The organism is Rhizobium sp. AG207R (assembly GCF_027109195.1).
Taxonomy (GTDB): Bacteria; Pseudomonadota; Alphaproteobacteria; order Rhizobiales; family Rhizobiaceae; genus Rhizobium; species Rhizobium dioscoreae.
Genome location: NZ_JAEPVT010000005.1, coordinates 309,042 through 328,942 on the forward strand (window position 1 = coordinate 309,042; position 19,901 = coordinate 328,942).

A 19,901-nucleotide genomic window follows, 5' to 3' on the forward strand; every position below is an offset into this window, starting at 1 on the left:
CACTTTTCCTGGAAATGCTTTAGAGACCAAGCGCTACGAGCCGGTCGATATTTTCCTTATCGAGCGACTCGAGCTTCTGGGCCTGGATGAGTTTCTTGTCTGGATAGACACGCACCTTGCCGACGCCGGTCAGCTCCATATTGTCGGTGGGCTCCTTGCCAGCCGCCAGCAGGGAGGCGAGCTGAACGAAGATTTCGCCCGCCGTCATCGGATTCCAGATGAAGCCACCGCGGATGGTGCCGGACTTGACGTATTTGACGCCCTGCCCCGGAGAGAAGCCGCCGACGAGCGCGATCGACTTCGCCTTTTCGCGATCGTCGAGAACGCGCGCCGCACCGATCGGACCTTGCGAGCCGAATGTCAGGATGCCCTTGAGATCCGGATGAGCGCGAAGCTGGTCCTGCGTGGTCTTGATGCTGTCATCCAGGCTCTCGGCCACGCCGAAGCGGTCGCCGAGCATTTCCATCTTCGGGTACTTCTGCTTCTGATAGGCGATCGCGGCATCTGCCCAGGCATTATGCAGGGGAACCGTCAGCGATCCGACATAGACGATATATTTGCCTTCTTCGCCCATCTGCTTGGCAAGCAAGTCCATATGCGCCTGGCCATAGCCCTCGATGGTCGTGAGCTCGAAGTCCCAATCCGCCTCTTTCTGGTTCGGGCCTTCATGGGCTAGCACCTTGATACCGGCGGCCCGCGCACGGCCGAGAACGGGATCGAGGGCAGCGGAGTCGTTCGGCACGATGCCGATGACAGCGACCTTGCGGGCGATCAGATCTTCGATCGCACGCACCTGCTGGGCGGCATCGGCCTGCGTCGGCCCGACCATCCAGGCATTGGCCTTGTATTCCGGTGCCGCCTTCTTGATGCCGACTTCCATGGCATTGAACCATGGAATGCCGCCGATCTTGACCACGACGCCGACTTGCGGCTCGGCCGCCTGTGCGACGCCGATCGTGCCGCCCAGAGTGCCGGCGACGACAGCTCCACCTATTCCGGCGAGTAGGGTTCGTCTTGTAACTTCCATTTTTCTCCTCCCAGTTTCGTGTTACCCGCCTCCTCAAGCGGGCTCCGCGGCGTCGAACCGCGGATCTCGACGGCGCAGCGCAGGCGCCGCGTAACCGGCTTTCCTCCGGAGCCGGTCATACGTCGCAACAACAGCGCCCAGGCCTGCTCGGCCATTTCCTCAACGGGCTGGCGCACCGCCGTAATGCCGGGTGCGACCAGCCTCATCCATTCCATCTCGTCGAAGCTCGCAAAGGCGAGATCGCCGGGCACGGAAAGCCCGATCTCCGCCATGGTGCGGTACGTCAGAAGCGTCGTGCCGTGGTCGAGCGAAAACAGCGCGCCAGGCAAAGGGCGCCGACGCAGACGCTCCTCAAGGCGCTGCGCGCCATTGGCATCATCTATGCCGATTTCCAGCATTTCGACATGCATACGGCCGGCCGCTGCGCGCACGCCCTCCCAGCGTTCGCGAACATTGGTGATCGAAAGACTGCTGCCCAGAACCAGGCAATCACCATAACCCTGCCTGTCGAGATGGGCGGCGATCGCGCCGGCAGCCGGGCCATTGTCGACCGCGATCAAATCGAAGCCGGTCGCATCGGGTATACGGTCGGCCAATACCACCGGCGCAAAGAAGCCGTTCGGCAAGCGTTCCCCAAAGGCGCCATCACAGGGGATGACAATCAGGCCGGCCGGACGCCATGAGCGGATCTTGCGCAGCCGGTCGGCTTCTTCCTCGGCATTGTTGCGCGCGGAGACGACCACCAGATCGTAATCGTCGAGACGCGCCAGATGCTCCAGCGTGGAAACGAAGGAGGCAAACATCGGATTGGTGAGATCTGGCACCACGACACCGGCAAGCTGCGCCTTGCGCGAGCGCAGCCGCGATGCGCCGAGATCGACGACATAGCCAAGCTCACGCACCGCGTCGTTCACGCGCCTGGCGAAATCCGGAGAGACCGTGGGTTTGCCATTGAGGACGTTCGAAACGGTCGCTACCGAGACGCCTGCCCTGTCGGCCACCATCTTGATGGAAGGGGTTCGCGATTTCGACATTCTGCCCTCCCTTCAACAATCTCAGATTGATACTACGAAAATTCTGGTGAAACGTTTTATTGTAAGCTATACCAGCATAGATGCGGTGTCAATGTGAGCGTTTCTAAGTATAAAACGATTCATGTCTTTCGCATTGCAGCAAATGTTTTTTGCATCCACGAAATCGGGAGGACGAGCATGAACAAACTGGGAGTTCACGCGCTGGTATGGGAGGCCGGCTGGAGCCGCGACGAATGCGCCCGCGCAATCGCAAACAGCGCCGAGGTGGGTTACGATTTCATCGAGGCACCAGCGCTCGACCCAAGCCTGATCGATCCGGAATTCACCCGCCGGCAGCTGGAGAAGAACGGCATCGGCATTAACTTCTCGCTTGGTCTCGATTTTGAAACCGATATCTCAAGCAGCGACAAGGAGAAGGGTCGGCGCGGCAAGGAAAGGTTGGAACAGGCGATCGCCGTCTGCCGCGATTGCGGCGGCGAATATATCGGCGGCATTCTGCATTCCGCTTTCGGCAAATATAGCGAGCCGACGACAGCTGCCGGCGTCGCGCAATCGGTCGATATCCTGCGAGAGGTGGCCGAGACGGCGGCGAAAAGCAACATCACGCTGGTTCTGGAGGTGGTAAACCGCTACGAATCCAACGTGCTGAACACGGCCGCCCAGGCCGTGGAGATGTGCAAGCGCATCGGCATGCCGAACGTGAAGGTGCATCTCGATGTCTATCACATGAATATCGAGGAATCCGATATTCAGGCCGCCATTCTCGAAACCGGCGATTATCTCGGCTATTTCCATACCGGCGATTCCCATCGCGGCTATATGGGCTCGGGCACGATCGATCTTACCGGCGTCTTCAGGGCCCTCGTCCGTTCCGGCTACCAGGGGCCGATCACTTTCGAATCCTTCTCCTCCCGCGTTGTCGGCCAGCCGCTCGAAGGCATCCTCGGCATCTGGCGCAACCTCTGGGATGATGGCCGCGACCTTGCCGAACATGCGCTGATGTATACGAAGGCGCAGCTCAAGGCCGCGCAGGAGGCCCAGCGTCAAAGCCAGCAGCGCAGCCGTCTCCCGTGATACGGCACTCCATCGTGCCGAAGCATCGGCTCCCGCCTATCGAGGGAGCCGATTTCGCTCAGGCAGAAATCGCCTTGCTTTGAAGCGGCGCCTGATGAACGACGATGCGCGCGTGGTATGGAATGCGTTCGTAGAGGTCGATGACGTCCTGATTGATCAGGCGAACGCAGCCGGACGATGCTGCCTTGCCGATCGAGCGCCATTCCGGTGAACCATGCAGACGATAGAGCGTGTCCTTGCCATTCTGGAAGATATAGAGCGCGCGGGCACCCAGCGGATTCTTGATTCCCGGATCCATGCCGCCATTGGCGACGGAATATTTCGCGAGTTCCGGCTTGCGGGCAATCATGTCGCCCGGCGGCTTCCAGCGCGGCCAATGCTGGCGCCAATGGATGATCCCTTCGCCCTGCCATGCAAAGCCGTCGCGACCGATGCCGACACCGTAGCGCATGGCCGTGCCGCCGCGCTCCACGACATAGAGAAATCTCGACGCCGTATCCACGACGACTGTACCGGGCGCCTCGCCGGTCGGATCGGGAACGCGCTGCCGATAAAACTTCGGGTCCAGCTTTCGGTAGGGAACCGCCGGAATGACATGACCGCCATCGACCACGGAGGCATAGCGTGCTTCGAGTTCGGGATCGGGTGTGACGACGCTCTGAGGTTCCGACGCCACGGGAACGACAGGTGGCGTACGAACCGGAGCTGCAATGGGAGTTGGAACCGGGGCGGTGGTGGCACAGCCCGCAAGCGCTGCCGTCGCAGAGATAGACCCCAGCATAAAAGCCCGCCGGGAAAGAGTCTTTTCATTCTTGGTTGAGCGCATTCCTGTCCTAACAAACCCCGTATATTGATATCGCCTTCTTCGACGGATGAGGCCGAAAGAGGCGACGTGTCTCATCATTAAGTGGTGATGACCTCATAGCCACTCGGGACCTGTGATGACAAGTTCGCCAATACCATGACCCTGCAAACTCAATCGACGAGTGTGGGCCAGAAGCCACAGCGATCTTGTGTTTCCGCGAGTGTATTGGGCGATTGCCGCCTTACCGATCCGCAAACGTGCTGATTGCACGGAGGCACTTGCTCGCCGCGACATTGCGATATGTATCGGCTAGATATTGAAGGAATGGCTGGACAGGACATTGTATCCCATGTCCTGCCAATCCTCATGCCGGGCTGCAAGTGGTTTCTAAAGGTTCCGCGAGGATTCGCCTCCGGATTGATTTTGCTGGCGGGATTTGCGCTCGTCATGCAAGGTCAGATCTCGCCTTGCCCGCGCGCTCGCAGCTTCGATCGGCCCTGCCCTCCCTTGCTCGGCAATGACAGCCCGCGCCCGCTCGATATCGACCATATAGTCACGGGACAGCGGCAGAGCGGAAACGTTCTTCGTCAGTTGCAGTTGCCAGTTCATGTGACCCATGCGACGGAAGGCAAGTTCGGACCCGACGAGGTAGAACTCGAACATCCGACAGAACCGCTCGTCATAGAGTTTTGCCAAAGTGCTTCTGTTCTTCATGAAGCGGTCGCGCCACTGCTCGAGTGTCTTGGCGTAATGGAGGCGCAGGATCTCGATATCGGTCGTCCAGAGACCAGATTTTTCGACCACGGACAGGACCTCGGAGACCGCCGGCGAATAGCCGCCAGGGAAGATATATTTCGCGATCCACGGATTCGTGCTGCCGGGACCATCAGCCCGACCGATTGCATGGATCAGCGCGACACCGTCCTCCTTGAGCACGGAGCGGATCTTGTCGAAGAAAGTCTTGTAATGGTTGATGCCCACATGCTCGAACATGCCGACCGAGACGACGCGGTCGACCGGACGCGTCCAGGAGCGATAATCCAGCAGTTCGAACGTGACCATATGCTCCAGCCCGGCATCCTTCGCGCGGGCTCGTGCGGCCAGCAATTGCTCTTCCGAAAGCGTAAGACCCGTCACCCGAGCACCGAACTCCCTGGCGAGATAGAGCGCCATGCCGCCCCATCCGCAGCCAATGTCCAGAACCTCGAGGCCCGGGCGGTCGAGCATGAGTTTCGATGCGATATGCCGCTTCTTCTTGAGCTGCGCTTCCTCCAGGGTCTCGTCGCCGACCGGGAAATAGGCGCAGGAATATTGCCGGTCTTCATCCAGCATCAAGGAGTAGAGCCGGGCATCGAGATCGTAATGATGCGCGACATTGCGCTTCGAGCGACCGGCGAAATTCAATTGATCGAGATTTCGGCGCAGCCAGCGGACCTTTTCCATCAGCTTCTCGAAGGGATGGCTCCCGCCTTCCATCATGTTGAGAGCGAGCAAGTCCACCATCTCGTAAAGATCGCCGGAAGCCGGTTCGACTTCACCGTCCATATAGGCCTCGCCCAGCGCCAGAGCCGGATTGAGGAGCAGACGGCGTTTTGCACGGGCGGTGTTGATTTTCATCGCTGCACGCGGTTCCGATCCCGTACCGAAACTGCGCGTGGAACCGTCCGGAAAAGTGACCGTGAGCGTTCCGATTTTGATCAAGCGGGAAAGAGCTGCTTCTAGGAACATGACAACTACCTGTTTATCGTTTCCTTGACGGTGATCTCCTGGCCTGAGGGGTGGCGAAGAATCCCGTACCGGTATCGAAAGCGTACTACTTAATCTGGTAAAATATCCAGATCATTTGCGACATCAAGGTTGAGTAAGCTCAAACGCGCCTACAAGGATGCTCGCCCCCTCCGCAGGATCACTGCTTCGGCTATATATAGCCAGCCGGCTGCCGGAATGTGAGACCTCTCCCGGCGGCAAAGGGTGCGCGACAGCCGAATGCAAGCCGTATAGCATCGCCTCCGCCGAGCAGCGTTACGCGGAAGGAATGCACTCCGACGCGGGACACGCCTACCAGCAGGTGAAGCCGGCATCCACGTTGACGATCGCGCCCGTCATCAGGCTGGCAGCGCCCGATGCAAGGAAGAGAACCGCGCTGGCGACTTCCTCTGGCGTTCCCATCCGCCCCATCGGCGTATCGGCAAGCCAGACCGGAATGCGTTCATGATTGGCCTCGACCGCCATCACCATAGGCGTTTCGATATAGGTAGGAGCCACGGCATTCACCCGGACGCCATGCTCTGCCCATTCCGCCGCCATCGACCGTGTGAGATGATGGACCGCCGCTTTGGAGACGTTGTATGGCGTCTGTGGTTGCGGCCTATTGCAGATGATTCCAGACATCGAACCGAGATTGACGATGGCGCCGCGTTTTTGAGCAATCATGTGGCGGCCGAAGGCGCGCGAGCACCAGAACACGCCATTGACATTGACATCCATCATTCGCAGCCAATCGGCGTCGCTGACATCCTGCGAGGGTATGCCGCTCTGACCGATCCCAGCATTGTTCACCAGAATCGTCGCGGCACTGCCGCCATCGACGAGTTCCGTGGCGATCGCCTCCATTCGCGCGGAGTCCGTGACATCGCCGATCCGTACATCGATGTCGTAACCCTTCTCCCGTAAAGCGAGAGCTCCCCGTGCGTCGGCCTCGTCACGCTCGATGACGACGACTGCAGCGCCAGCTTCAGCCAGTGCCTCTACGCAGCAAAGGCCGATGGCGCGGCCACCGCCCGTAACCACAGCCCGCTCGCCATCGAGCCGGAATTTCTCCTGATAACCCATGGCTTTGCTCCTCAAATATCGAAGGCGCTCGGCAGGACCACGACGTCGCGGATCGTCACGTTGCGCGGACGTGTCAGCATGAACATGATGGCATCTGCGACTTCCTTGGGTTCGATCAAGGCCCCGGCCTCCTTGGCCTTGCGCAGGTTTTCTTCGGGCCAGTCGGCGAGCAAGGCACTGATGACCGGGCCTGGAGAGACAGAACCGACTCGAACACCGCTCTTCAGAAGCTGGCGCCGCATGGCCTGGACGAAGCTGGTCATTGCCCATTTCGAGGGCGAATAGACGGGCTCCCAAGGGATGGCCGAATGGCCTGCGACCGAACTCGTGACGATGATATCGCCCGTACCGCGCCCGATCATATGCGGCGCGACGGTGCGGACATTCTTGATGACGACATTGACGTTGAGGTTAAGCATCCTGTCTATGGCGTCGAGATTGGCTTCCACCAGGTCACCGCCAATATAGGTGCCGGCATTCGCATGAAAGATGTCGAGATGATCGACTTTGGCAAGGATGCCCTCTAGCAGCCCGGCGCACTGCTCCGCGTCGAGCAGATCGACGACCAGCGGAATGGCAAGTTCGCCCAGGCGCTCGCACACCGATGCCAATGCTCTCTCATCGCGATCGATCAAGACGACCTTCGCTCCCGCCGCAATCATGGCCTCGCTCGAAGCGAGCCCGATCCCCGATGCCGCACCGGTCACCGCGGCGATTTTCCCCTTCAATTCGTCCATGGTCTCCTCCTCCTTGGATTAAAACAGCTATCATTTACCGGCACTGCAGACCGGGTATTCATTGGCAAAGCTCGAGACAGTCTGCGAGATCCACAGTGCGATCAGGTCAATCGCGCCTATGGAGCGGCCGTCGTCGAACCACCTGGACCTCCAAGCCCGCCCCTTCGACGGAACGGATCCGCATCAGGAACGTCTTTCCGTGGTTGCGATGAACGCGTCGAGTTGCTCTCGGGTGCCGGCCCCCTCCATCGGACCGACGACTGTGACATTGCGGGCACCCGCAGCAGCCGCATAGGTCAGGGCGTCTGCTGCCGGCATGCCGAGCCGTCGGCAAGTGAGGTAGGCGCCACCGAAGCAATCGCCAGCACCCGTCGGATCGATTTCCGCGACGATGAAGGCCGGCGCATCGATGCGCTCGCCTTCCCTGCTGTAATAAGTCGCGCCATCAGCCCCACGCTTCAGCACGATTTCCTTGACGCCGATTTCAAACAGGCGGCGGATCGCATTGGTTTCGCCCTCGACGCCGGCCGCGCGCTCAAGCTCCTCCCCGGAGGGCAGCAGCAGATCGGCCATAGCCACAAGCCGGGCAAACCGGCGTTCGGTCGCCTCGTCGAGCTTGAGTTCCTTGCGAATGTTCGGATCGACGGAAAGCGTGCCGCCGCGGGTCTTGACGATATCGACGGCCTTGTCGATCACCTCACACGCGCTCGGAACGGATAGCGCCGAACCCATCACATGCAGGTGTCCGGCACGGTCGATGAGATTGCTGACGCCTTCGCTCCAGCCAAAGCGAGCAGCCGCTGACGTCGCGATATTATAGACGAAGTCGCGGGAACCGTCCTCGCGGTAGCGAACGAAGGCGCTGCCTGTCGGATAATCCGGGTCGATGGATATTGCCGAGATATCGACGCCATCGCCCTTGAGCCTTTCGAGGTTCACGCGGCCGAAATCATCGGTGCCGACGGCGCCGATCATTGCTGCGCTGCCGCCAAGTCGCCCGCACTGGGAAATGAAGATCGCCGGGGCGCCGCTCGCAAACGGTCCGACGAGCGGTTGTGCCTCCATGAAACCATTGCCGACCGTCGTGGCGACGATTTCCACAAGGATTTCCCCGGCGCAGACCGTTGGGCCAAGCTGGTCGGGTGCCAGTATTGAACGCATTGCAATCCTGCTTTCGATACCTGTTGTTCTCAATCCGCGACGGCGTGTCGTTGCGCTCCATCCTCATCGCAAGACTGATTGTTTTCCAGCAAAGAAATACTGGCGAAACATATATGCCGCGTTGAGCGTCGGACCAGAAGCATTCTTCTCTTTCGTGGCGATTTCAGCATTCGCAATGAATTCAAGCATGATTCCAGCTGCTTGCGGGCGCGACCCTTCGACGCGGCAATTATGGGTCGCCGGAACAGACGCCGTGAAATTCGGCGGCTTGCGCTGTTTGCGGATGCCTCCGCCCGGCGAGAAATTCGGTTCGCTTCGGATAGAACGCTGCATTTTCATGTTGACCCCCGCCGCATTCGCATCTTCGATCGGCAAACAGGCAGGAGATCGAAAGAGGAAGTTCCGATGAGTTTCGAAGGCAAGAGAGTGATCGTCACCGGGGCAGGCAAGGGCATCGGTCGAGTGACGGCGGAAATGCTGATAAAGCGCGGCGCACATGTCGTGGCGCTGACCAGAAGCGCAGCGGACGTCGCTTCCTTGCGCAATGAACTGGGTTGCGAAGCCATTCAGGTCGATCTTGCCGACGCCGACAGAACACGTGAGGCAGCAATCGCTGCGCTTCCGGCAGATTATCTTGTCAACTGCGCAGGCACGACCGAGCTGCAGCCGTTCCTTGAGACCACGGTCGAAGCCTTCGACCATCTGCATGCGGTCAACACCCGCGCGCCGATGATCGTGGCCCAGGAATTCGCTCGCTCATTGATCGGCAGAGGCCTTCCCGGCGCAATCGTCAATGTCTCCTCCATTGCCGCATTTATCGGCATACCGGATCATGCGTCCTATTGCGCATCGAAGGGCGGCCTGGACGGCCTGACGCGCGTGATGGCCAGGGAACTGGCGCCCAAGGGTATTCGCGTCAACGGCGTGCACCCGACGGTGACGCTGACACCGATGGCGGTCAAGGCATGGAGCGATCCCGAAAAGGCAGCACCCATGCGCGATCGCATTCCGGCCGGCCGCTTTGTCGAACCGGCAGAGGTTGCGGAGGTAATCCTTTTCTTACTTTCCGACGCGGCGGCCATGGTGAACGGCATCTCCATGCCGATCGATGGCGGCTATATGATCGCCTGAGATCATATCCACGGCATCCTGATAGAGATCAAACACCCGATGGAAGCCGCCGAAGAGGCTGAGATATTCGACGGGGAGCTGATGCTATGGAACGCCTGGAAGGCTTGGCATCAGGCTGCCGCCTCATAGATCAGATCTGGCGCGACGATCCATTCTCCCTTCCTGAGCGTCAGGACGTCGAGCCTGCCTTCGCGATCCCGGACGGCAATGCCGACGAACCGGTAGCGGCTGCCGTTTCTATCCACGACGGCAGCCGAAATAGGTTTGCCGTTGACATAGCCGACAACAGGGCCTTCCTCCCTTGTTGCGGAAAGCATGAAATATTCGTGAGGAATGTTCCGACTGACCATCAGCTCCGATCCCCACGCTGAAGGGTCAGGCCCACACTCGCCCCAGCACCTTTCTGCGCGCGCGTGCGCTCACGCGTCGCTTGCTCAAGAGAGGATTTCGAGCGCGGACGCCTGTTCTTCTTGATCTCGACCACGAATGGCTTTCGCTGCGGCCGCATTATCCGTCCTTTCGACTTTTGATTCATTTTAATTGAAGACACATTCGACCTGGCCGAGCGGCCCGAAGTCGACGGCCAAATGCTGGCCGGCGCAGACCTGGAGGACCGCAGTGCAGGAGCCGGTCGCCACGATATCGCTCGGCTCGAGCCGCCTGCCATTTGCCGCAAGCGCCGCGGCAAGCCACGCCACCGCGTTCAGCGGATTGCCCATGACCGCCGACGAGCTGCCGGACACCATGGTCTGCCGAAACAGAAACGCCGTGACCTCGATTCTCGAAAGAGCGCCGATGTCCACATTTGCGGCATGGTCGCCGCAGAGCGTCGCGACATGCAGGCCAAAATCCGCAATCGCAGCGTTTGCGCCGGCAAACGCTCGCCGCGTCCGGCGGCCGACGACCCCGATTGCAGGGCGGCAGCTCATGACCGCCTCAGCCACGCTATCGAGGGAGATTTGCTCGCCCTCGTCCGGAAATGGCCTCAGCATCGTGAAAACGAACTCGCTTTGTATTCCAATGGTTCCCGGCGGCAGACGGAAGCTTTGCGCCCTCTTTTGCAGGGCGGAAGACGGAATTTCTGAATAAATCGGCCCCTTAAGGCCGAGCGTCCGGCAAGACAGATCGCTCGTTCCCACAATCGCATAGCCCTTGCGCTCAAAGCCGAGTGCATCCTGCGCCGCGGCTTGGATGTCGTAAGCCTCATCTTCAGAGACGATCAGATCGAGCGGAAGATCGCAAAGTTCTTCGTGACGGCGACACTTCGCCAGAAGATCGGCTGTGGTATCCTTCAATTCGAAATACATCTTCGCGCTCCAATCTCGACAACTGGCTTTCACGCGAAAATGGCTCGACACGCATAGCCGTTCCATTCGGCGCAATGCGCGAAAAGATTAAAATCTCATAGTGATTGCTTTTTCTCGTTGAATGATATGTGGCATCCCGTCGTTCCGTGCCTTACCGCTGCCGCTTTGGCTGAGACCGCCAGGCGGCGAAGCGACGCTCGAAGTGGAAGCCGTATCGGTCAGGAGACTGCGGCAAGGACGCGGACGTCATGGCATCGAACAGCATAATAGGTGCGCGGTCCGAGAGCATCGAGCCGCAGCCGCTATGGCTTCAAAGCCGACATAGCCATATTGGATGCCATCGGCCGCAGCGTTTCAGATCGTCCTGCTGGCTATGACGCCAGGGTCCGCTCAGGATTTCTTGCGCGCGGCCTGAAGGCAATCCATCCACACCGCGACCGGGCAAGCGCAGGCGGATTCTGCCGGATCGTACAACGGGACCAACCAGTACCGGCAGAGCACCGAATGCACGATCGAGGCCGACGCTAAGGAGAATCGACCCGCCTGTCTGCGTCCATTTTTGAACGCACCTATGTTGTTTCGCTCCTCTGTTCACGGCATCCGGGAAAGGAGGTAACGGAGTTTTGGCGCGAATAGGAGAAGCGGATAAGGTAGCGGGATCCAGCGAAATTGACCGTCCTCGTTCCGGGAGGCGCCCTTCCCCAGGATTTTGATGACCTCAATCATGTTTGAGGTCGCCGCGCAGTGTATCTTTCGGCATGATCGGCTGGAAAATCGCTGCCAATCCTTCACGAACCGATCAATGCTCTTCATTCCATTTCCATTTGTCGTCGCCATTTTGCTCGTCGTTCTCTTTGCAGCCGTAAAGGCTCGAGACGATGAAGCACCACCCAATTTGCCTTTCCAGACACTGATCCTTCTCAGTGCGTTTCAATCCACGCTTTCCGGTCTGCGATGGGGCTATGCCGTTCAGCCCGCCATGTATATCATGCCGGTGGCGGCCGCGATGGTGGCGCCACTTGCCTATCTCGGCGTCTCGAGACTGGTGCGCAAAAGCTCGCTCTCCCCACTTCAGCAGATCTGCCTGCATGCGCTGCCGGCCGGGCTCATTATCGTGCTGATCGCGGTGTGGCGCGACGCGATTGATATCGCCATCGTACTGATCGACATCGGCTATGCCGCGGCGATCCTGCTTCTCATGCGTTCGGGCACGGACGCGCTTCGCCTCGCGCCATTCGAAAATGCCGGTCCGACCTATCGGGCCGTCCTCTTTGCTGCCGGCGCTCTTCTTTTGTCGGCGATGGTCGATATCTTCATCTGGCTGGACTTCGCCTGGGCCGGTGGTGAATATGCGTTGAAGGTCATCAGCCTCGGAAATCTCGTGGGACTGGCCATCCTGGCCACAGCCGCCGCTGCAGCCAGCCGCAGCCACGCGCCCATCGACAAGGGAGGGGCTGTCCTGCCGCCTGAAATCCTGCAGGACACCCAGACGCTTGATGCCGTACAGACGCTGATGAAGGAAAGACACGCCTATCGCGATGTCGATCTCAATCTCGACCGGCTGGCGCGCAAGCTTGCGATTCCCGCCCGGCAGATTTCCACAGCCATCAACCGCGCGACCGGCAAAAACGTCTCGCAATATGTCAACGAGTACCGGATCGCGGAAGCTTGCACGCTGCTGGCCGAAACCGGGAAGCCGGTGACGGAAATCATGTTCGATGTCGGCTTTCAGACCAAGTCGAACTTCAATCGCGAGTTCCGGCGCGTCACTGATACCACACCGCTCGAATGGCGCGACAAGTCGCGCAAATCCTCCCAGTCCACAGCCGCGCCAACAGCTGACTGAATCGCGATCGGGCACGATCCAGAACGTGTTTAACCTCTCTCCAATCCGGCCGGCATGGCTTTAACCAATTTTTAATCATCAAGTTGAAGCAACCGCCATTCCCGGATAAAGGGAGGATATCGCCTCCTCCATCGTTCCGTGGATAGCAAATTGACAATGGAAAATTTGCTTCAATTGCTTAATTTCATGGAGGAGTACACCGATCGCATTCTTCCGGTCGCGTTCCTGTTGCTCGCCGCAGAGATCATCTTTCCGAAGTCTCGCTATACCTATGTATCGAGGCTTCGCGGCGCCATCTTCTGCGTGACGAACATCCTCATAACCAAGGCAAGCCTGACACTCTTCTACTGGTTTTGGGCGGGCATCGGCATAAAGCCGCTGTTTGCGATCGACCTAACATTCCTCTCGAAGTTTTCGAACGCATGGCCACTCCATCTGCTGGGCGCCATAGCTGCTTCTTTTCTCGTTCTGCAGGTCAGCGAGTTCTTCTACTATTGGTTCCACAGGCTACAGCATAGCAATAGCTTCTTCTGGCGCTTCCATGCCGAGCATCATTCGCTCGAGGAAATGAGCGCCTTCAACAGCAACCACCATTTCAGCGAGGAGATCTTCAGGATTCCGTTTCTGATCATTCCCGTCTCGCTGCTCTTCGATTTCAAACAGGACTATGTTCCCTGGATCTGGGTGTTCTTCGTGCGCTGGCAAGGCTATTTCGAGCATAGCTCGACGCGACTGAATCTGGGCTGGGTTCGTTACGTCTTTCCCGACAATCGCTTTCACCGTATTCACCATTCGGTCGAGCGACAGCACTTCAACAAGAATTTCGGCAGCGGCTCGGCGATCTGGGACATTCTGTTCGGGACCGCCTATTATCCGAAGGCCGCGGAATGGCCCGATGTCGGCTTGCCCAATATCCGGGAGCCGCAAAACTTGACCGAATTTCTCGTCCGACCGTTTCGACGCGGCAGGCATAGCTAGAACGCAGGCTGTTTCAATTTCAGGATTTTCCTCACGCTTTCAGCCCAATGCTCGGTCTAAAAACACGCCTTCGTTAGAATTTTAGATAAACCTAAAAGCGGTCATCAAGACCACGGCTCTACCATCGACGTGTCTGGCCGAACAAGGTTCGGCGGCACCATGACAGTGCCAAGGCATCCTGGAATGGGTTTCGCCTCAGACGATTGCACTTTTGAATGGGGAGTCCCGAAGGGGACAAAGTGCTCAATGCCTCTATCAGCATTTCTTCGTCGCCGTGCAGCGATGGCGGTCCGCGTGCATGACACCTTATGTACATTCATCGACGGCACGATTGTCGCCCGGGCGGATAATTGGCGCCCAGTTCGCGATAGCGACGATACGCGCCGCGCGCTCGGTCATACCTCATATCGTGGCGAATTGGTGCCGGTCTACGATCTGGCGACGAATATGGGCAACAAGCCCTCAAGGAGCTGTGAAATCGCCATCATCAAGACGACTGGCGGCTATGTCGCATTTCTGATCGACGAATTCATCGGCAGCACGTCGGCGGCGAGCGAAGCCATCCGCCTTTCGGAACTCGACATTTTTGGCCGCGAGCGTGTAGCCGTATAGCGTCGCTTTCCCGATGCCAAAGAAGGCGGCTGGGAACGCGCTTCCGCAAGCCATGAAGAAAGTCATCTCTTCGCAGGAGCCACCTGCCGCACTTCCTGTACACTATGACCAGCCGCGGCCAAATTCCGGAACAGATTTTCAACATGGCGCACGACTGAAGCCATGCACGCCTTTATGTCTCAGCAATAACGGCCAATCTCGGAAATATTTTCTCCATACTTCACTTAAATTGGCAGATCCAGCAATCGCAAGGGGCTTCGTTACCAGATATTGTCGATCAAGGTACTAGACATTCGGAATTCGACGGACATAAACTTGATAGATGAACGCGTGCCAGAAAAAGAGAGCGATCATAGCCTTGATCTCAACCGGAACGGCCACGTCGATGCTGACGGCTCTCCCTTGGATATGGAGCTGATGAATGCTGTATGATCCAAACATATCCCGATCGCGCTGGCCGCTGCCGTTTCGCCGGCAGTCATGGGAGACATTGGTTGGTTTGGTCTCCGTAATCCTGCTGGTCGGGATCATATGTGCAAACCTGGCGAGCACCTGGACCACGGAGCGAAATGTATCGGTGGCTTCTTCGAGCCGCGCCGCACATTGACGGATTGAGATCGCTCCGCCGTGAATGCGCGGCGATCGCAAGCCTTTGTCGGATTGGCTTCCTGTATCCGTCGACATCCAGTAGCCGGTTCCGGTATTTGCGAACAGAGGGCTGCAGGCAGTCAATCCCTGTATTCCATCACCGAAATCAGCTTTGAGCGTGATGAATTTCCACATATTCCCGATGAAGACCGTCCGCGTGAGGCTTTGGTCCAGTGCATCGCGCGACCCTCGCCCCAATGTCACTCGACTGAAGCCCATGGAAAGGAACCGACTGCGCCGAAGCTCTGTTTTACCGACAGCTCCGTCAATGACGGACGAAGAGAAGGTGAAAGGAGATTCTGATGAAAACGAAAGTACTTAGTATTGCGGCACTCGCGCTAGGCCTGACCGCCGGATGTGCCTTTGCCCAATCGTCGACCGTCACCGGCGCCGCAGGTGGCGCGGTTACCGGAGCCGTTGTCGGTGGTCCGGTCGGGGCCGCCGTGGGCGGCGTGGCTGGCGCCATTGTCGGCACCGCCATCGATCCGCCGCCTCAGAAGGTGGTCACCTATGTCCGCGAACAGCCCTTGCCTGAAGAGGGCACGGTTGTCCACGAGAGAGTGGTCGTCGGCAGGTCTCTGCCGGATACGGTCGTTGTTCGCACAGTTCCGCAGAATCCGCGATATGCCTATGCAGTCGTCAACCACGAACGCGTGATCGTCGAGCCTTCCTCACGCAAGGTTATCCAGATTCTGAACTAATCGTCGTGGGGAGCGGGAAGCCGCTCTCCACCCTTCCCCCTGTTCCCCATGGGCGTATCCATGCCGACCGAAACGAGAAAGCGACCGGTCTGCAGCGCTACCCGAAGCTCCGAGTTTTTCACAGTGGCTTCCACAGGCTGCACCCCCTTGCGCACCATATTCTAAACTTGGCCGCCTGCATCACGCAGCAAATTGCCTATCGCCGGATCGAGCAGCGTCTGGGGCGGAAGGCCCGACCCGGCGATAGAGCCGGTGGGCGGACCGGCTAGGGAAAGGCGTGCATCGACGCCAAACTCGTGAACCCAAACTTGTGAGCGATGATCGCAGAAACCTCGTGTCGCAAAGTGCCCGGCGACCGGCATGCTCACCTCAAGACGCTGCTGGTACAGCGCCTTCAATTGACAGTCGCCGCACTGCTCTCGGAGGGTGCCGCGGCTTCGGATTTCCTTTCCAGGGCATCACGGACTTCGGCGATTTTGCCGCTGTTTGTTCCGATGCCGAGAATGCTCTTTGCTTCAGCGAGTGTCTGGTCCGTTACCGGCTTGTTCGACAGCTGCGCGAGCGCCGAACGCAGGGCGTTGTTGCTGAGGGCTGGATCCGTCGGCACTGCCGTCGTTCCATATTGCATTTCGAATTCCGCATATGCCTTCACATAGGCCGAGAGCGCCGCCATCTTGGGGTCTTTCGAGTTCAAGTAGGCGTGATAGTCTCTCCTGAGCGAGCTAAGCCTGCCCTCGTCGGGCTTCGAAACATGCGTCTTCGAGCTTGCACTATGAGCTCCGGAATGTTTGTCCGGGTGATGTGCCTGCAATGACGATGAGGCAGCCTGCGCAGTCGCCGCGCTCGTCGACGTGCTGCTTGAATCGTCGCTCCCGGACTTTTCATGACCGGAATTTCCTTCGCCATGGCCGCCGCCATTGCCATTACCATTGCCGCCGCCATTTCCGCCCTTGGCGAATGCTGTCTGCATAAAACCGACCGTACCTCCTCCCATGGGAGCGACTGCAAGCACCAGGCCGAGACTTGTTGCACCGATTATGGAACGGATTTTCATGCGCATTTCCTTCATAAAGCGTCCACCACTCACAGCAGCGGCCGTATCCAGCAAATCACTGCGCACTAGAATATTGCCGAAATCCCAGGTTTCTACATGGGTCCGACCTATGCTTTGAGCATTAGGACCATTGTCTGATTGATCCTGCCCGATGGTCCCTTAGATTGTGCGCGCCGGATAGCAATACCCTCTTCACGGGACGAGGCGACCGGTGCCAACGTTGCAACAGTTGACACTCCATCCCACTGGGATAGCTATACAGGGTTGGGAGATCAGTGCTGATTATGCCAGTTCTGCGAGCAAACCATAAATACAAACTATCTCTGGCAAGTCTTATCGAACGCTGGAACTCCCAATCTTTGGCCAGACAGTTCCTGCTCGCCGGCGGCCTCGTCGCGCTCTGTGCGATGCTCGTGGTCGGCTCTTTCGTTGCCGCCCTCATCGAGAATGCGGTGACGCGCAATTCCGCGGCGACGACGGCGCTCTATGTCGACAGCGTTATCGCCCCGCTTCTGCCGGATATGCAAACCACCCAGGCTCTCGACGATACCGTCACCCGCGCTCTCGACGAAACGCTCGGCCAGGGCGCGCTTGGCACACGGCTGTTTTCGTTCCGATTATGGCGTAATGACGGGACGATCCTCTACTCCAACAACAAGGATCTTTCCGGAAAGCGATTTCCACTTTCCGATAGCCTGAAGGCGGCTTTTTCCGGCCGGATGGTCGCCAAATTCAACCGGATCGACGATGTGGAAAGCGTCGCCGAACGCAATAGCGGCAAACCGCTCCTGGAAATCTACAATCCCGTACTGCAACCCTGGTCGGGCAAGGTCGTCGCCGTTTCCGAATTTTACGAGATTGCCAACGATTTCGAAGGGAGTCTCACTCAGGCCCGCCTGCTGAGCTGGCTTGTCGTTGCCTTGTTCACTCTGACATTCTTCGCTCTTCTGTCGATCATCGTCCTGCGTGGCAGCCGCACCATCGACAATCAGCGCAAGGCGCTCAACGGCCGCATCGGCGAACTGTCGACGCTTCTTCAACAGAATGAGGCGTTGCGAGCCCGGGTTCAACGTGCGACCCAGCGTGCGGCCGCGCTAAACGAGAGCTATTTGCGCCGTATCGGCGCCGACCTGCATGACGGCCCCGCCCAATTGGTCGCCTATGCCTCCTTGCGGCTGGACAGCCAGACCCTCATCAGCTCCACTACCTCGCCAGAGGAGCGCGAGGCGTCGCTGCAGACCATCAAATCCAGCCTTGACGACGCCATGACCGAAATCAGGAGCGTCTGCAGCGGCCTGATGCTACCGCACATCGAGACGGACAATCTGACCGATCTTTTGAAACGGGCAATCCGTGCCCACGAACAGCGCACAGGCGTCGCTGTCGCGCTGATGGTCGCGACAACGCCGACAGACCTTTCGACCTCCGCAAAAATATGCGTCTATCGCTTTGTGCAGGAAGCCTTGAACAACGGTTATCGCCACGCCGGCGGAATCGGGCAAAAGGTCGTGCAGACCTTCAAAGACGGCCAGATCGTGATCGAGGTTGCCGATGAAGGGCCGGGATTTGACCCGAAGGAGGTCGGCCCGCAAAAGCTTGGCCTTGCCGGCCTCAGGGACCGGGTCGAAAGTCTCGGCGGTATTTTTCAACTTTTGTCGTCGAACCGGGGAACCATCGTTCGCATGTCCCTGAACATCGAGGAAATGGAGCAGGCATGACAGCTGCAATCAGTTTGGCGGTCGTAGACGACCACCCTCTCTTCAGGGAGGGCGTTATCCGGAGCCTGACCGAAATGGATGGGTTCAGTATTGTGGGTGAGGGCAGCAGCAGGGAGGATGCGCTGCGCATAGCAGCGGAACACCGCCCGGATATCCTGCTGCTCGATATTTCCATGCCGGGTGGAGGGCTGGATGCCATCTCTCTCATCCTTGAGCAGATACCCGATCAGAAGATCGTGATGCTGACAGTCTCCGAGGCAAGCGACGATGTCATGGCGGCGCTCAAGAGCGGCGCGAAAGGCTATGTTCTTAAAGGCGTTGGCTCACGGACCCTCGCCGATATCCTTCGCAGCATTGCTGCGGGTGACAGCTATGTCGCACCGACGCTATCGGCGCGTCTGATCTCGGATAACGGACCTGGTGCACAGATCAATCCCTTCAGCGCATTGACGGAGCGCGAGCGGGAGGTCCTTGAACTGGCTTCCGCCGGATTGAGCAACAAACATATCGGGCTAAAGCTCGATCTGCATGAAAAGACCATCAAGCATCACATGACCCAGATCTTCGCCAAGCTGGAAGTGAGCAACAGAACGGAAGCTGCGATGGCATTCAGGGATGAACTCGAAAGGCGCCGTCAGTGAAGGAACGCTTTAAGCCGCTGCTCGTCGGCGATCGTCGCATTGCGGTTGACGATGGTGCGGCCTTTTGAATCCTTCATCACATACCGCCCGCCCTTTATATTTTCGCTCATGCCATCCTTGTGTTGAACGGTAATCGATCCGTCGCCATCATCGGAGGATTGGTCGGAATCGACCTGGCTTTGGGTAGCGCTCTTGGTTGCGGATGAACGGCCATTGGCATTACCGTTTCCATTCCCGTTGCCGTTGCCATTGTTGCCGTTCCCACCCCCATTGCCGCTGTTGCCACCGCCGTTCCCGTTGCCTCCCCCATTGCCGTTTCCGCCGCCGTTACCATTGCCACCGCCATTGCCGTTACCCCCTTTTGCCTCCACTATTTGTTGTGCAAATATCGCGGAAGCGCCGTGAATTTTAATGGTGTAGGGGAGTGCTGTGCTGACCATAGTCAACAACAGGCATGGCAAAGCAGCAATGAGCTTTCGACGCAATGACACCTACGGCCTCCTGAGGCTCCGGTTGGCTTCGGCGACGAATGTTCGTCGCTCCCTGGCCCGAAAGCGCCGCCATTTATCGCCGACTGGCAAATATCTCTGATTCC

At 58.6% G+C, this 19,901-nt stretch carries 21 protein-coding genes; 8 read left to right on the forward strand and 13 right to left on the reverse strand.

Annotated elements, in window-relative coordinates:
- Nucleotides 1-19 precede the first annotated feature (19 nt).
- Nucleotides 20-1,027: a substrate-binding domain-containing protein gene (locus tag JJQ51_RS13925; protein ID WP_113329390.1), complete on the reverse strand. Its 1,008-nt coding sequence runs from the start codon at nt 1,025-1,027 to the stop codon at nt 20-22.
- Nucleotides 991-2,061 (reverse strand): LacI family DNA-binding transcriptional regulator, encoded by a 1,071-nt coding sequence (locus JJQ51_RS13930; protein WP_269244823.1) that lies wholly within the window; start codon nt 2,059-2,061, stop codon nt 991-993. Before JJQ51_RS13930 ends, JJQ51_RS13925 begins: the two co-directional genes overlap by 37 nt.
- 177 nt (nt 2,062-2,238) lie before the next feature.
- Between JJQ51_RS13930 and JJQ51_RS13935 the strand changes: the two genes are divergently transcribed.
- A complete protein-coding gene (locus JJQ51_RS13935; RefSeq protein WP_152093048.1) occupies nt 2,239-3,135 on the forward strand; it encodes a sugar phosphate isomerase/epimerase family protein in 897 nt (298 codons plus the stop codon).
- A 58-nt stretch (nt 3,136-3,193) separates the two neighbouring features.
- Here JJQ51_RS13935 and JJQ51_RS13940 read toward each other — a convergent pair whose 3' ends face one another.
- The 6 genes from JJQ51_RS13940 to JJQ51_RS13965 all read right to left on the reverse strand — a co-directional run bounded on the left by JJQ51_RS13940 (nt 3,194) and on the right by JJQ51_RS13965 (nt 9,009).
- Complete coding sequence (locus JJQ51_RS13940) at nt 3,194-3,916, reverse strand: L,D-transpeptidase (protein ID WP_371864848.1); 723 nt, start codon at nt 3,914-3,916, stop codon at nt 3,194-3,196.
- Nucleotides 3,917-4,327: 411 nt separating this feature from the next.
- On the reverse strand, nt 4,328-5,668 hold the full coding sequence (locus tag JJQ51_RS13945; RefSeq protein ID WP_152093050.1) for an SAM-dependent methyltransferase: 1,341 nt from the start codon (nt 5,666-5,668) through the stop codon (nt 4,328-4,330).
- 330 nt (nt 5,669-5,998) lie between these two features.
- On the reverse strand, nt 5,999-6,772 hold the full coding sequence (locus JJQ51_RS13950) for an SDR family NAD(P)-dependent oxidoreductase (RefSeq protein WP_113350811.1): 774 nt from the start codon (nt 6,770-6,772) through the stop codon (nt 5,999-6,001).
- Nucleotides 6,773-6,783: 11 nt separating this feature from the next.
- Complete coding sequence (locus JJQ51_RS13955) at nt 6,784-7,509, reverse strand: SDR family oxidoreductase (protein ID WP_113329395.1); 726 nt, start codon at nt 7,507-7,509, stop codon at nt 6,784-6,786.
- Nucleotides 7,510-7,692: 183 nt separating this feature from the next.
- On the reverse strand, nt 7,693-8,670 hold the full coding sequence (locus tag JJQ51_RS13960) for a tagatose kinase (RefSeq protein WP_145634774.1): 978 nt from the start codon (nt 8,668-8,670) through the stop codon (nt 7,693-7,695).
- A gap of 63 nt (nt 8,671-8,733) precedes the next feature.
- A complete protein-coding gene (locus JJQ51_RS13965; RefSeq protein WP_145634777.1) occupies nt 8,734-9,009 on the reverse strand; it encodes a hypothetical protein in 276 nt (91 codons plus the stop codon).
- 66 nt (nt 9,010-9,075) lie between these two features.
- Here JJQ51_RS13965 and JJQ51_RS13970 point away from each other — a divergent pair, with 66 nt between their 5' ends.
- Entirely contained in the window at nt 9,076-9,801 is a 726-nt protein-coding gene (locus tag JJQ51_RS13970; protein ID WP_069610097.1) for an SDR family oxidoreductase, read from the forward strand.
- 110 nt (nt 9,802-9,911) lie between these two features.
- Here the strand turns inward: JJQ51_RS13970 and JJQ51_RS13975 are convergent, their stop codons facing one another.
- Nucleotides 9,912-10,118: a hypothetical protein gene (locus tag JJQ51_RS13975; RefSeq protein WP_233788556.1), complete on the reverse strand. Its 207-nt coding sequence runs from the start codon at nt 10,116-10,118 to the stop codon at nt 9,912-9,914.
- A gap of 219 nt (nt 10,119-10,337) precedes the next feature.
- Nucleotides 10,338-11,108 (reverse strand): hydratase, encoded by a 771-nt coding sequence (locus JJQ51_RS13980; RefSeq protein ID WP_113350807.1) that lies wholly within the window; start codon nt 11,106-11,108, stop codon nt 10,338-10,340.
- Nucleotides 11,109-11,910: 802 nt separating this feature from the next.
- Between JJQ51_RS13980 and JJQ51_RS13985 the strand changes: the two genes are divergently transcribed.
- The 3 genes from JJQ51_RS13985 (at nt 11,911) to JJQ51_RS13995 (ending at nt 14,544) form a co-directional block, all read left to right on the forward strand.
- A complete protein-coding gene (locus tag JJQ51_RS13985) occupies nt 11,911-12,954 on the forward strand; it encodes a helix-turn-helix domain-containing protein (protein ID WP_269244824.1) in 1,044 nt (347 codons plus the stop codon).
- A 156-nt stretch (nt 12,955-13,110) separates the two neighbouring features.
- Entirely contained in the window at nt 13,111-13,932 is an 822-nt protein-coding gene (locus JJQ51_RS13990) for a sterol desaturase family protein (RefSeq protein WP_269244825.1), read from the forward strand.
- A gap of 246 nt (nt 13,933-14,178) precedes the next feature.
- A complete protein-coding gene (locus JJQ51_RS13995) occupies nt 14,179-14,544 on the forward strand; it encodes a chemotaxis protein CheW (RefSeq protein WP_269244826.1) in 366 nt (121 codons plus the stop codon).
- A gap of 285 nt (nt 14,545-14,829) precedes the next feature.
- Here the strand turns inward: JJQ51_RS13995 and JJQ51_RS14000 are convergent, their stop codons facing one another.
- Nucleotides 14,830-15,411: a hypothetical protein gene (locus JJQ51_RS14000; protein WP_269244827.1), complete on the reverse strand. Its 582-nt coding sequence runs from the start codon at nt 15,409-15,411 to the stop codon at nt 14,830-14,832.
- Between the two features lie 83 nt (nt 15,412-15,494).
- On the opposite strand from JJQ51_RS14000, the gene JJQ51_RS14005 reads away from it, so the two are divergent.
- Nucleotides 15,495-15,893 carry a DUF1236 domain-containing protein gene (locus JJQ51_RS14005; RefSeq protein ID WP_113329403.1) on the forward strand — a complete coding sequence of 133 codons (399 nt, stop codon included), beginning with the start codon at nt 15,495-15,497 and terminating at the stop codon, nt 15,891-15,893.
- A gap of 394 nt (nt 15,894-16,287) precedes the next feature.
- Here JJQ51_RS14005 and JJQ51_RS14010 read toward each other — a convergent pair whose 3' ends face one another.
- Nucleotides 16,288-16,947, reverse strand: a complete 660-nt coding sequence (locus JJQ51_RS14010) for a hypothetical protein (protein ID WP_269244828.1) — start codon at nt 16,945-16,947, stop codon at nt 16,288-16,290.
- A gap of 284 nt (nt 16,948-17,231) precedes the next feature.
- Here JJQ51_RS14010 and JJQ51_RS14015 point away from each other — a divergent pair, with 284 nt between their 5' ends.
- Together JJQ51_RS14015 and JJQ51_RS14020 are read left to right on the forward strand one after the other, a co-directional pair.
- On the forward strand, nt 17,232-18,665 hold the full coding sequence (locus tag JJQ51_RS14015; protein WP_269244829.1) for a sensor histidine kinase: 1,434 nt from the start codon (nt 17,232-17,234) through the stop codon (nt 18,663-18,665).
- Nucleotides 18,662-19,306 carry a response regulator gene (locus JJQ51_RS14020; protein ID WP_113329405.1) on the forward strand — a complete coding sequence of 215 codons (645 nt, stop codon included), beginning with the start codon at nt 18,662-18,664 and terminating at the stop codon, nt 19,304-19,306. The genes JJQ51_RS14015 and JJQ51_RS14020 overlap by 4 nt, the downstream gene beginning before the upstream one ends.
- On the opposite strand, the gene JJQ51_RS14025 is transcribed toward JJQ51_RS14020, so the two are convergent.
- Nucleotides 19,300-19,797 (reverse strand): hypothetical protein, encoded by a 498-nt coding sequence (locus tag JJQ51_RS14025; protein ID WP_162746290.1) that lies wholly within the window; start codon nt 19,795-19,797, stop codon nt 19,300-19,302. The two genes, JJQ51_RS14020 and JJQ51_RS14025, sit on opposite strands and share 7 nt — an antisense overlap.
- Between the last annotated feature and the right edge of the window lie 104 nt (nt 19,798-19,901).